Source organism: Streptosporangium sp. NPDC023615 (assembly GCF_040640155.1).
GTDB lineage: Bacteria > Actinomycetota > Actinomycetes > Streptosporangiales > Streptosporangiaceae > Streptosporangium.
Window position 1 is genome coordinate 74,859 of record NZ_JBFABE010000030.1, and the last position, 10,066, is coordinate 84,924.

The 10,066-nt window shown below is 72.2% G+C and carries 11 protein-coding genes; 3 read left to right on the plus strand and 8 right to left on the minus strand.

The window, feature by feature from the left end:
* Positions 1 to 220: 220 nt before the first annotated feature.
* From cysN to AB0G16_RS21590, 4 genes are all read right to left on the minus strand, one after another.
* Positions 221 to 1,483 carry a sulfate adenylyltransferase subunit CysN gene (cysN, locus tag AB0G16_RS21575; protein ID WP_362807519.1) on the minus strand — a complete coding sequence of 421 codons (1,263 nt, stop codon included), beginning with the start codon at positions 1,481 to 1,483 and terminating at the stop codon, positions 221 to 223.
* 175 nt (positions 1,484 to 1,658) lie between these two features.
* Complete coding sequence (gene cysD, locus AB0G16_RS21580) at positions 1,659 to 2,573, minus strand: sulfate adenylyltransferase subunit CysD (protein WP_362807521.1); 915 nt, start codon at positions 2,571 to 2,573, stop codon at positions 1,659 to 1,661.
* Positions 2,574 to 2,592: 19 nt separating this feature from the next.
* Positions 2,593 to 3,360: a 3'(2'),5'-bisphosphate nucleotidase CysQ gene (locus tag AB0G16_RS21585; RefSeq protein WP_362807525.1), complete on the minus strand. Its 768-nt coding sequence runs from the start codon at positions 3,358 to 3,360 to the stop codon at positions 2,593 to 2,595.
* On the minus strand, positions 3,360 to 4,715 hold the full coding sequence (locus AB0G16_RS21590; protein WP_362807549.1) for a sugar transferase: 1,356 nt from the start codon (positions 4,713 to 4,715) through the stop codon (positions 3,360 to 3,362). Before AB0G16_RS21590 ends, AB0G16_RS21585 begins: the two co-directional genes overlap by 1 nt.
* A gap of 240 nt (positions 4,716 to 4,955) precedes the next feature.
* Here AB0G16_RS21590 and AB0G16_RS21595 point away from each other — a divergent pair, with 240 nt between their 5' ends.
* On the plus strand, positions 4,956 to 5,468 hold the full coding sequence (locus AB0G16_RS21595; RefSeq protein WP_362807528.1) for an exonuclease: 513 nt from the start codon (positions 4,956 to 4,958) through the stop codon (positions 5,466 to 5,468).
* Between the two features lie 97 nt (positions 5,469 to 5,565).
* On the opposite strand, the gene AB0G16_RS21600 is transcribed toward AB0G16_RS21595, so the two are convergent.
* A complete protein-coding gene (locus tag AB0G16_RS21600; protein WP_362807531.1) occupies positions 5,566 to 6,675 on the minus strand; it encodes a CU044_5270 family protein in 1,110 nt (369 codons plus the stop codon).
* Positions 6,672 to 7,259, minus strand: coding sequence for an RNA polymerase sigma factor (locus AB0G16_RS21605; RefSeq protein ID WP_362807534.1), 588 nt, complete (start codon positions 7,257 to 7,259; stop codon positions 6,672 to 6,674). Before AB0G16_RS21605 ends, AB0G16_RS21600 begins: the two co-directional genes overlap by 4 nt.
* A gap of 199 nt (positions 7,260 to 7,458) precedes the next feature.
* Between AB0G16_RS21605 and AB0G16_RS21610 the strand changes: the two genes are divergently transcribed.
* On the plus strand, positions 7,459 to 7,905 hold the full coding sequence (locus tag AB0G16_RS21610) for a MarR family winged helix-turn-helix transcriptional regulator (protein ID WP_362807537.1): 447 nt from the start codon (positions 7,459 to 7,461) through the stop codon (positions 7,903 to 7,905).
* A 129-nt stretch (positions 7,906 to 8,034) separates the two neighbouring features.
* Positions 8,035 to 8,538, plus strand: coding sequence for a hypothetical protein (locus AB0G16_RS21615; RefSeq protein WP_362807540.1), 504 nt, complete (start codon positions 8,035 to 8,037; stop codon positions 8,536 to 8,538).
* Between the two features lie 3 nt (positions 8,539 to 8,541).
* On the opposite strand, the gene pth is transcribed toward AB0G16_RS21615, so the two are convergent.
* On the minus strand, positions 8,542 to 9,156 hold the full coding sequence (gene pth / locus AB0G16_RS21620) for an aminoacyl-tRNA hydrolase (RefSeq protein ID WP_362807543.1): 615 nt from the start codon (positions 9,154 to 9,156) through the stop codon (positions 8,542 to 8,544).
* A 64-nt stretch (positions 9,157 to 9,220) separates the two neighbouring features.
* On the minus strand, positions 9,221 to 9,835 hold the full coding sequence (locus tag AB0G16_RS21625; protein WP_362807546.1) for a 50S ribosomal protein L25/general stress protein Ctc: 615 nt from the start codon (positions 9,833 to 9,835) through the stop codon (positions 9,221 to 9,223).
* Between the last annotated feature and the right edge of the window lie 231 nt (positions 9,836 to 10,066).

Below are 10,066 nucleotides of genomic sequence, written 5' to 3' on the forward strand. Positions count from 1 at the left end.
GCGGGCACGCCTCCCCGGCGACGGCCCGCGCCGATCCGCCCTGTGACGCGGACGCCCGCGTCCGCCGCGCCGATCCACCCCGGGGCGTCCCGAGAGCCGTGGAGAGCCGTGGAGAGCCGTGGAAAGCCCTGGAACCTCCTGGAACGCAGAACGCCCGCGCCCGCGCCGCGCCCGGCCCGTGGCGTACGGGTGGGGCGCGGCGCGGGCGCGGGCGGGCGGTCTACCTGGCGTCGACGATCATCCCGGCGCCGACGGTGTTGTTGGTGGCCTCGTCCACGAGGATGAAGCCTCCGGTGAGGCGGTTGCGGGCGTAGTCGTCCACGAACAGGGGCTGGGTCACCCGGAGCGAGACGCGCCCGATCTCGTTGAGCCCGAGCGATCCGGCCGTCTCGTCCCGGTGCAGGGTGTTGACGTCCAGCCGGTAGTGCAGCTCCTTGACCAGGGCACGCGCACTGCGGGTGGTGTGCTTGACGATCAGCTTGGAGCGCGGGGCCAGCTTGACCGTGTCGGCCATCCAGCAGATCATCGCCTCCAGCTCCTGCGAGGCGTTCGGCTGGTTGTTGGGACGGCAGATCATGTCGCCGCGCGAGATGTCGATGTCGTCCTCCAGCCGGAGGGTCACCGACATCGGCGGGAACGCCTCCTCGATCGGCCCGTCGAAGGTGTCGATCGACGCGATGCGGGTGGTCAGCCCCGAGGGCAGGTGCATGACCTCGTCCCCCGGCTTGAGCACGCCGCCCGCGACCTGCCCGGCGTAGCCGCGGTAGTCGTGCAGGGACGGGTCGGTGGCCCGCTGCGGGCGGATGACGTACTGCACCGGGAAGCGCACGTCGACCAGGTTGCGGTCGGAGGCGATGTGCACGTGCTCCAGGTGGTGCAGCAGGGAGGAGCCGTTGTACCAGGGCGTGTTCTCCGAGCGCGCCACCACGTTGTCGCCGTGCAGCGCCGAGATCGGGATGAACGTGAGGTCCGGCGCGTTCAGCTTGGAGGCGAACGCGGTGAACTCCTCGCGGATCTGCTCGAACCTCTCCTGGGAGTAGTCGACCAGGTCCATCTTGTTGACGGCCAGCACCAGGTGCGGCACCCGCAGCAGGGTGGTCAGGAAGGCGTGCCGGCGCGACTGCTCCAGCACGCCCTTGCGGGCGTCGATCAGGACGATGGCCAGGTCGGCGGTGGAGGCGCCGGTGACCATGTTGCGGGTGTACTGAATGTGGCCGGGGGTGTCGGCGATGATGAACTTCCGCCGGGGGGTGGCGAAGTAGCGGTAGGCCACGTCGATGGTGATGCCCTGCTCCCGCTCGGCCCGCAGGCCGTCGGTGAGCAGCGACAGGTCGGTGTACTCGGTTCCGCGGTCACGGGAGGTGCGCTCGACCGCCTCGAGCTGGTCCTCGAAGATCGCCTTGGAGTCGAAGAGCAGCCGCCCGATGAGCGTCGACTTTCCGTCGTCGACGCTTCCCGCCGTGGCAAAACGAAGGATGTCCATCAGATTCTCGGCAGGAGACCGTCGGTGACCCGACGGGCGGCGCCGTCCCTCCTCGTGAGGTGTCGTTCTTCCGTTTCAGGGGTCAGGAGCCGGCCGCCGGACGCGTGCGGGGACGCGCCCTCGCCGGGGAGGGGGCGGGCCGCTCCGGAGAGGGCCGCCCGCGTGCGCGGGGGCATCAGAAGTAGCCCTCTCGCTTGCGGTCCTCCATGGAGGCCTCGGAGGCGCGGTCGTCGGCGCGGGTGGCGCCGCGCTCGGTGATCCGGGTCACCGCGATCTCGTCGATGATCTCCTCGACCGTCGCGGCCCCCGACTGGACCGCGCCGGTGCAGGTCACGTCGCCGACCGTGCGGTAGCGGACCGTCATCTCCACCAGCGGCTCGTCCTCGTCGCGGGTGATGAACTCGCTGTCGGCCAGCAGCATGCCGTCGCGCTCGAAGACCTTGCGGGTGTGGGCGTAGTAGATCGAGGGGATCTCGATGCCCTCGCGGCGGATGTAGTCCCAGATGTCGAGCTCGGTCCAGTTGGACAGCGGGAAGACCCGGATGTGCTCGCCCTTGCGGATCCTGGCGTTGTAGAGGTTCCAGAGCTCGGGGCGCTGGTTCTTCGGGTCCCACTGGCCGAAGTCGTCGCGGAAGGAGAACACCCGTTCCTTGGCGCGGGCCTTCTCCTCGTCGCGGCGGGCGCCGCCGAACACCGCGTCGTACTCGTTCTCCTCGATCGCGTCCAGCAGCGTGGTGGTCTGCAGGCGGTTGCGCGAGGCCCTGCGGCCGGTCTCCTCGACGACGCGGCCGGCGTCGATGGAGTCCTGGACGCTCGCGACGACCAGGCGCGCGCCCAGCTCGGCGGCGCGGCGGTCGCGGAACTCAATGACCTCGGTGAAGTTGTGGCCGGTGTCGACGTGCATCAGCGGGAAGGGGATCGGCGCGGGCCAGAACGCCTTCTCCGCGATGCGGAGCATGACGATGGAGTCCTTGCCCCCGGAGAAGAGCAGACAGGGACGCTCGAACTCGGCCGCGACCTCGCGCATGATGTGGATGGCCTCTGCCTCGAGAACGTCGAGCTGCGACGTGGTGTAGTCGCGCTGAAGCATCTGTCTCTCCTAGCGGGGATTAGCGGTGCAGATCCCGGATTCCGGCGAGCAACGTTGGCGCCAGTCCCGGTAGGGATACCAGGATATCCGGCAGCGAGGGGTCGGGCTGGTTGTAGGCCAGCGGCGAGCCGTCGATCCTGCTCGCGTGGGCGCCCGAGGCCAGGGCCACCGCGACGGGCGCGGCCGAGTCCCACTCGTACTGGCCCCCGGCGTGCACGTACGCCTCGACCTGACCGGTGAGCACCGCGGAGATCTTGGCGCCGGCCGAGCCGATCGGCACCAGGTCGGCCCCGGCGAGCTCGGCGAGGGCGCGGACGAACTCCGGCGGCCGGGTCCGGCTGACCGCGATCCTCGGCCGGGCGCCGGGCCGCGGGGCGGGCGTCACCGGGGGTTCGAGCGTCGAGAGCGTGCGGCCCTGGGCGGGCAGCGCGACGGCCCCGGCCGTCAGCGTGCCGCGTTCCCAGAGCGCGACGTGGACCGCCCAGTCCTCGCGGCCCTCCTCGGCGAACTCCCGGGTGCCGTCGAGCGGGTCGACGATCCAGACCCGGTCGGCGCGGAGCCGGCGCGGGTCGAGCCGCTCCTCGCTCGTCGCCTCCTCCGACAGCACGCTGTCGTCCGGGCGCAGCCGGGACAGGGCCTCCATCAGGAACAGGTGGGAGGCGGTGTCGCCCTCCTTGCGCAGCGCGGAGGGGTCGGCGAAGCCGCGTCCGGCGCGCAGGGCGGCCAGTCTCCCGCCCGCGTCGGTCGCCAGCTCGGCGGCGAGTGCGTGATCGTCGCGAACGGTCATCAGTATGCTCCAGCTCCTCGCACGACGGCCGACCAGGTCTTCCACAGGATCTGCAGGTCCAGCATGAGGGACCAGCTCTCCACGTAACGCAGGTCCAACCGTACCGATTCCTCCCACGAAAGGTCCGAGCGACCGCTCACCTGCCACAGGCCGGTCATCCCCGGCTTGACCAGCAGGCGGCGGCGGACGTCGTCCCCGTACCGGGCCACCTCCTCGGGCAGCGGCGGCCGGGGGCCCACGAGCGACATCTCGCCCAGCACGACGTTGATCAGCTGGGGCAGCTCGTCCAGGGAGCGGCGGCGCAGCCTGGCGCCCAGCGGGGTCACCCGGGGGTCGTTACGGATCTTGAAGAGCATGCCCGGACCGTCGCTGGACAGGGTGATCCTCCGGTGCTCCGCGTCGGCGCGCATCGTCCGGAACTTGTAGATCGTGAACTCGGTGCCGTCGCGTCCCACCCGGCGCTGCCGGAAGAGCACCGGCCCCGGCCCCGAGGCCCGCACCGCGACGGCCAGGCCCACCAGGAGCGGCAGGAGCAGCACGAGCAGCAGCGCGGCGCCGAGCCGGTCGAACAGGTTCTTGAGCAGCCGCCGCAGCCCCGACAGCTCGGGGTGGTCCACGTGCAGCAGCGGCAGCCCGGCCGCCGGGCGGATGGTGATCCGCGGCCCGGCCACCTCCATCAGGGCGGGGGCGACGACCAGGTCGGTGTCGCTCTCCTCCAGCCTCCAGGCCAGCCGGCGCAGCGCCGTGCCGTCCATCTCCGGGCAGGCGAGCACGGCCACGGTGTCGGCGCGGACCCGCACCGCCGCGAGCGCGACGTCGGAGAGGTCGCCGAGCACCGGGACGCCCTCCACCTGCCGCGTCCCGCCCGAGGGGACGCACACGCCGATGATCTCCAGGCCGTGGTAGCGCTCCCGGCGGAACCGGCGGACCAGCTCGGCGACGGCCACCCGGTGGCCCGCCGCCACGACGCGGCGCATGCAGCCGCCCCGCGCCCGCCTGCGGTGCAGGCGGCGGCGCAGCGCGTACCGCGCCAGGAGGGTGAGCAGCGTGGTCAGCGGCAGCGCCAGCACCACGTACCCGCGGGCCACCTCGGTCTTGGTCAGGTAGGCGACGACGGCGAGGGCGGCGGTGAGCATGAGGCCGCACTGCAGGATCCGCTGGAACTCCTCCGAGCCCAGGCCGACCAGGCGGGCCTCGTAGGCGCGGTTCAGCGCCACCACGCAGACCCAGACCGCGGGCAGGGCCGTGCTCAGCACGACGTACGGGAAGACGTAGGCGGTAACCTCGCCGAATCGGAGGATCAGCGCGAGCGCCCCGGCCAGGGCGGCGCAGACGGTGTCGGCGACGAAGGCCATCGCCCGGTGCCCCCGCATCCAGTCCGGCTCGCGCCTGCGCCCGGCGGGCATCCCGCCCGTCGTCGCCCTGGGCGCCGCCGGGACCGCGGTCACGTCGCGCACACGCTCCCCCTGCGTAACCGTTCACGGACAGACAGTCATGGAATGCTATCGGCGGCTGGAAAGGCCCGAGGGTTGAAGACGGAAACGTACATCTCTGTAGACATAGAGGCCGATGGCCCGATTCCCGGGCCGTACTCGATGATCAGTTTCGGCATGGCGGTGGCCGGGAGGATGACCGGCAGGGTCTTCGAGCCCGTGGACCCGCGAGGCCGCACCTTCTACGCGGAGCTGCGGCCGATCAGCGACGACCACGTCCCCGAGGCGCTCGCCGTGAGCGGGCTGGACCGCGACCTGCTGGTCCGCGAGGGCCGCGACCCGGCCGAGGCGATGCGGGAGGCCGCCGGGTGGATCCGCGAGGCGAGCGGGAACGGCTCGCCGGTGCTGGCGGCCTACCCGCTCTCCTACGACTGGATGTGGATGTACTGGTACTTCATGCGCTTCACCGGCGCCTCGCCGTTCGGGCACTCGCGCTGCATCGACCTCAAGACGCTGTACGCGGCCAAGGCGGGCGTGCCGATCGGCTGGGCCACCAAGCGCCAGATGCCCGCCCACCTGCGCTCCGGCCGCCCGCACACCCACCACGCCCTGGACGACGCGGTGGAGCAGGCCGAACTCCTCCAGAACCTGATGGCCTTCACCCCGCCCGGCTAGCCCGGCCGGTCCCGCCGCCCCGGCGAGAGGGCCCGGTCGGGGGCTCTCCCGCCGATCACGAAAGGTCACCCCACGGGCCCGCGGCGCGATGACCGCGTCAGCAGAACATCGGCTCGCCGGCGTCCTTGGGAACCTCGGGCATGGAGTCGACGACCTTCACCGCCGTCACCGCCATGCTGCTGCTCTCGATCTCCCTGACCCGCCCGCCCTCCCGCTGCCCGATCCAGCTCCGGTAGCCGAGGAACCGGTACGTGCCCGGCTCGAAGATGAGCTCCCCGCGTTCCCAGCCGTCGGGGGTCTCGTACTTGAGCGAGGCGCCCACGCCGTGTCGCCCGGCGGGGTCGGTGAGGTCCGGAACGACGGTCGCGGTCGTCATCCGGGACAGCGCGGCGAAGACCGTGGCCCTGGTGCGGGAGGGGGTGAGCGGGTTCTGCGCCAGCGTGAACAACCGGCTCCCGACGGCCTTCTCGACCCGCATGGCGATCTCGTTGCGGTCCAGGTCGTCCTCTCCTCGCCTGCGCCGGTCCGCCCGGACGAACGCCTCCGCGTCCCGGCGGATCGTCGCCAGAGCCCGATCGGGGTCGGCGGGAAGGTCGGCGGCCCCGGGAGGAAGGCCCGGGGAGCCCTCGTGGCACTGCCCCGCGCGCCGGTACTCCACCGTTCCGGGGGACTGCACGTGCTCCGGGTCACGTCCGCTGACGACGCGTGTCCGCCCGTACGTCGAGCGCGTCAGGGCCCTGGCGGGATCGCCGGCCGGCATCCAGATCTCACGGCGCACGTCCTGGGTGTACTCGCCCTCGGAGCCGCTGGCGTACGTGACGTTCTTCTGGTCGATGTAGAGGAACCGCCCCGGTCCGGGCCGCACGTCCTCCCGCGCCGCGACAAAGGCCGCGTGCCGGAGCAGCTCGGCGGCGCCGGCCGGGGGCGTCCCGAACGGCGCGAGGTCCCGATCACCGCGCACCAGGATCAGTCCCGCGGTCACCGCGACCGCGAGGCCCGCGGCCACGCCGGCCCTCATCGCCCACCTGCCGCCGGGGAAGGCGGAAAGCGGTCGCCGGGGCGAGCGGGCCGGCCGGCGGTGGCCGCTGCCGGCCCGCTCGGCCTCGACCTCCCCGGCCAGCAGCGCGCGTGCGCGCGCGATCGCCTCGGGCGCGGGTCCGGGCAGGCCGTCGTGGTGGCTCTTGATCGCTTCGAATTCGTTCGTCACAGTTCCTCCTCGACGGGGCCGATGATCGTGCGGAGCTTCCTGCGGGCGCGGTTGAGACGCGACCCCACCGTTCCCCGGGGTATGCCGAGGGCCTCGGCGACCTCCTCGTAGCCGAGCTGGGCGCAGGCGACCAGCAGCAGGACCTCCCTGTCCCCGGCCGAGAGCCGGGCGAGGCCTGCGGCGAGCCGGGGCCGCATGACCGCCGCGGAGACCCGTTGCGCCACGCGCTCGTCGTGACCGGCGATCTCCGTGGCGGTGGCGCTCCTGGCCAGCGCCCGATACCTGCGCGCCTCGCCGCGACGATGCTCGGCGACCAGGTTGGAGGCGATGCCGTACAGCCAGGGGCGGGCGCTGGCGCGGGTGAGGTCGAAGCGGGCCCGGTCGCGGAAGGCGCGCAGAAAGGTCTCCGCCGCGAGGTCGTCCGCGGCCGCCTCGCCCAGACGCAGGTGGACGTAGCGGTGGATGTGCGCGAAGTAGCGGTCGAAGACGGCACCGAAGCGGTCGGGATGACGCAGCGACGCCTCCAGCACCTGCGCGTCGGTGTCCTCGCCGGGGGGTGCCGAGTCTTGGGGGGGAGCTGTCATGAACGCCGGTCTCTCAATCGGTTGTGTCGGCCACCCGTGGTTCGGCGAACCCCCGGTTCTTGTTCACGGTCCGGCACGGACCCCTACGTCCCCCGCGACCGCCGCGGCGAGGGACCGGGGCGCGGGAAGATCATCCCGTTGGGCGCTTCGAGCGGCCTCGCCGCGACGCGAGGTGTCGCCCTGGGGGGAGACTTGGCGGGTGACGATCGAGAACGTCCCCTCGGGGCCGCCGGTGACCAGCCCTTCCATCGTGCTGCTCACGCTGGCGCACCGGATCGGGTCCGAGCTCGGCGCCGCCCTGGCGCCGCTCGGGCTGACGGTCAGCCGGCTCGGCCTGCTGGGCCACATCTCCTCGGTGCCGGGGGCGTCTTTCAGCGACCTGGCGCGGATGTCCGGGATCACCGTCCAGAGCGTCCACACGGCGGTGAAGGCGCTGTCGGCCGCCGGGCTCGTCCGTGACACCACCGCCCGCGCCGGGTCGGCCTCGGCGATCGAGCTCACGCCCGAGGGCAGGCGCCTGATGCGGGCGGCGATGACGGCCGTGTCCGAGGTCGACGAGGTGCTGTTCGGCCCGGACGCCGACCCGGTCCAGCGCCGGATCGCCGACACCGTGCGCGCCGCGTTCGGGGATCCCTCGCGGTCCTGAACCGCGGCGCGGGACGCCGCCGGACACCGGCGGGGCGCCCGGCGTCCCGCCACGACACCCTCCCCACCTTCAGGCTGACTGAAAGCACTGCTAGGCTTCAGGTTGCCTGAAGGTCTGAGGGGAGAGCCCGTGGAAGGTCTGCTGCTGTCGATCCACGTACTGGCCGGCATTGTGTTCGTGGGGGGCTCGGCCGTCGCGGCGAGCCTGTTCCCCCGCTACGTCCCGGTCGCGGCGGGCGTCACGGTGAACACGGCCGGGGCGGGCACGGGCACCGGCCCGCCGCCGGACCCCCCGGAGACCTCTTCCGAGGACCGCAGCCGGGCCGTGGCCGTCGCGCTGCACCGCATCACCCGCGTGTACGGCGTCCTCGGCGTCGTCGTCCCCGTCGTGGGGATCGCCCTCGCCCTCGTCCAGGGCCGGATGGGCGAGATCTGGGTCAACGTCTCCATGATCCTCACCGCCGGCGCGGGCGGGCTGCTGGCCCTGCAGATCTACCCGCGCCAGCGCGACGCCCTGGCCGCCCCCGGCGACGGCGGGCGGCTGCGGACCCTGAGCATGCTCGCCGGGATCTACAACCTGCTGTGGGCGATCGTCGTCGTCATCATGATCGTCCGACCGGGCGCCTACCCCTGACGTCTAGCGGGGCGGGCCGGAGACGCTCAGGTCGATGCCGTGGAAGGCGTTCTGGGTCTGCTCCAGGCCGACCTTGATCAGCGACTCCACCACGTCGGCCGCGCGGTCGACCAGGAACGCCAGATCCTTGCGCTCGGCCGTGGCGAAGTCGCGCAGGACGTAGGAGGCGGTGTCCATCCGGCCCGGCGGGCGGCCGATGCCGAACCGCACCCGCAGGTACTCCTTGGTCGCCAGGGACTTGGTGATCGACTTGAGCCCGTTGTGGCCGTTGTCGCCACCGCCGAGCTTGGCCCTCAGCGCGCCGTAGGGGACGTCCAGCTCGTCGTGGACCACGACCACGCGGGCCGGCTCGACCTTGTAGAAGTCCAGCAGGGCCTTGGTCGGCCCGCCGGAGAGGTTCATGAAGGAGAGCGGCTTGGCCAGCACGGCGGGGGCTCCCGCCAGGCGGCCCTCCAGCACCTCGGCCCGCGACCTGTGCGCCTTGAACCGCCCGCCGGCTCGCGCCGCGAGTTCGTCCAGCACCATGAACCCCGCGTTGTGGCGGTTTCCGGCGTACTCCGGCCCGGGGTTCCCCAAACCCACGACCAACCAGCGGTCCACGATGACGATCCCTTTCATACGCGCGTCAGGGCGGCTCGCGCGCGAGCCGCCCTGACAGGTCTGGCGGGTTTGCCGTAGAAGGCTACTCGGCGTTCTCGTTGGCGTCGCCCCCGGCGGCCGGGGCGGCCTCGGAGGTGGCGGTCTCGGCGTCGGGCTCCGGCTCGGCGACCGGGGTCGGGGCCACGATCAGGACCAGCGCCTCGGGGTCGGCGGCCAGGGTCGTGCCCTCGGGCAGCTTCAGCTCGGCGGCGGTGATCTGGGTGCCGACCTCCAGGCCCTCGACGTCGACCTCGACGCCCTCGGGGATGTGCGTGGCCTCGGTCTCGACGGAGACGGAGACGAGCTGCTGGTCGAGGATGCCGTCGGCGACCTCGCCCACCACGGTGACCGGGATCTCGACGGTGACCTTCTCGCCACGCCGGACCAGGATGAGGTCCACGTGCTCCAGGAAGCCCCTGATCGGGTCACGCTGGACGCCCTTGGGCAGCGCGAGCTCGGTGACCGCGCCCTCGAGGCGGATCAGCACGTTCGGCGTACGCAGGGCGAGCAGCAGGTCGTGGCCGGGCAGCGACAGGTGCTGGGGCTCGGTGCCATGTCCGTACAGGACGACGGGTACCTTGCTCTCGCGGCGGATCTTGCGCGCGGCGCCTTTTCCGAACGTGTCGCGGAGCTCGGTCTTGATTACCACTTCGGACATGGTGGATCTCCTAGGGATCTCGGGAGCGGAAAAGGTGCGCTCCCCCTCACCCGCCCTAGCGGAAGGCGTTACGAGCGCACACAATCTCACAACCATACAGTGTCATGGCGACGCTGCGCGTCGCGGTGAGTCTGTGCTCATGGCGACGCTGCGCGTCGCGGTGAGCCCGCTGGGACCCGGCTCCTTCCCTCGTCGAGGGGGATCGCTCGTTCCTCACGATCCCCCTCTCCT

What these genes read in the sequence shown, in the direction of transcription:
- cysN (WP_362807519.1), bottom strand. Translation starts at nt 1,483, where the DNA reads ATGGACATCCTTCGTTTTGCCACGGCGGGAAGCGTCGACGACGGAAAG.
- AB0G16_RS21585 (WP_362807525.1), bottom strand. Translation starts at nt 3,360, where the DNA reads ATGACCGTTCGCGACGATCACGCACTCGCCGCCGAGCTGGCGACCGAC.
- AB0G16_RS21605 (WP_362807534.1), bottom strand. Translation starts at nt 7,259, where the DNA reads ATGACAGCTCCCCCCCAAGACTCGGCACCCCCCGGCGAGGACACCGAC.
- cysD (WP_362807521.1), bottom strand. Translation starts at nt 2,573, where the DNA reads ATGCTTCAGCGCGACTACACCACGTCGCAGCTCGACGTTCTCGAGGCA.
- AB0G16_RS21625 (WP_362807546.1), bottom strand. Translation starts at nt 9,835, where the DNA reads ATGTCCGAAGTGGTAATCAAGACCGAGCTCCGCGACACGTTCGGAAAA.
- AB0G16_RS21590 (WP_362807549.1), bottom strand. Translation starts at nt 4,715, where the DNA reads ATGGCCTTCGTCGCCGACACCGTCTGCGCCGCCCTGGCCGGGGCGCTC.
- AB0G16_RS21595 (WP_362807528.1), top strand. Translation starts at nt 4,956, where the DNA reads ATGATCAGTTTCGGCATGGCGGTGGCCGGGAGGATGACCGGCAGGGTC.
- pth (WP_362807543.1), bottom strand. Translation starts at nt 9,156, where the DNA reads ATGAAAGGGATCGTCATCGTGGACCGCTGGTTGGTCGTGGGTTTGGGG.